The 1153-nt window shown below is 63.7% G+C and carries 1 protein-coding gene; it reads right to left on the bottom strand.

The window, feature by feature from the left end:
* Window position 1 precedes the first annotated feature (1 nt).
* On the bottom strand, window positions 2-1153 hold a 1152-nt coding region (tuf, locus tag ACPT9U_RS17740; protein WP_435751928.1), incomplete at its 5' end, for an elongation factor Tu.

Here is a 1153-nt window from a genome sequence, read left to right as displayed (position 1 = left end):
ATTACTCGATGATCTTGGCGACGACGCCGGCGCCGACGGTACGGCCGCCTTCGCGGATCGCGAAGCGCAGGCCCTCTTCCATGGCGATCGGGGCGATCAGCTTGACGGTGATCGACACGTTGTCGCCCGGCATGACCATCTCGGTGCCTTCCGGCAGCGCGATCGAACCGGTCACGTCCGTGGTACGGAAGTAGAACTGCGGACGGTAGTTGTTGAAGAACGGCGTGTGACGACCGCCCTCTTCCTTCGACAGCACGTAGATCTCGCCCGTGAAGTGCGTGTGCGGGGTGATCGAACCCGGCTTGCACAGCACCTGACCACGCTCGACGTCTTCACGCTTGGTGCCGCGCAGCAGCACGCCCACGTTGTCGCCCGCCTGGCCCTGGTCCAGCAGCTTGCGGAACATCTCGACGCCGGTGCAGGTGGTCTTGACGGTCGGGCGGATGCCGACAATCTCGATTTCCTCGCCAACCTTGACGATGCCGCGCTCGACACGACCGGTCACCACGGTGCCGCGGCCCGAGATCGAGAACACGTCTTCGATCGGCAGCAGGAAGGGCTTGTCGATCGCACGTTCCGGGGTCGGGATGTACGAATCCAGCGCAGCAGCCAGCTCGAAGATCGCCGGCTCGCCGATCGGCGACTGGTCGCCCTCGAGCGCCTTCAGCGCCGAACCTTTGACGATGGGGATGTCATCGCCCGGGAAGTCGTACTTCGACAGAAGCTCGCGCACTTCCATCTCCACCAGCTCGAGCAGTTCTTCGTCGTCGACCATGTCGCACTTGTTCAGGAAGACGATGATGTAAGGCACACCGACCTGGCGGGCCAGCAGGATGTGCTCGCGGGTCTGCGGCATCGGACCGTCCGCGGCCGAGCACACCAGGATCGCACCATCCATCTGGGCGGCACCGGTGATCATGTTCTTCACGTAGTCGGCGTGACCCGGGCAATCAACGTGCGCGTAGTGACGGGTTTCCGTCTCGTACTCGACGTGCGCCGTGTTGATGGTGATGCCACGCGCCTTTTCTTCGGGCGCCGCGTCGATCTGATCGTACGCCTTGGCTTCGCCGCCGAACTTCTTCGACAGGATCGTGGTGATCGCAGCGGTCAGCGTGGTCTTGCCGTGGTCAACGTGGCCGATGGTGCCGACGTT

Source organism: Thauera sp. AutoDN2, from assembly GCF_051280715.1.
GTDB lineage: Bacteria > Pseudomonadota > Gammaproteobacteria > Burkholderiales > Rhodocyclaceae > Thauera.
This window is presented reverse-complemented; position numbering and strand designations above follow the sequence as displayed.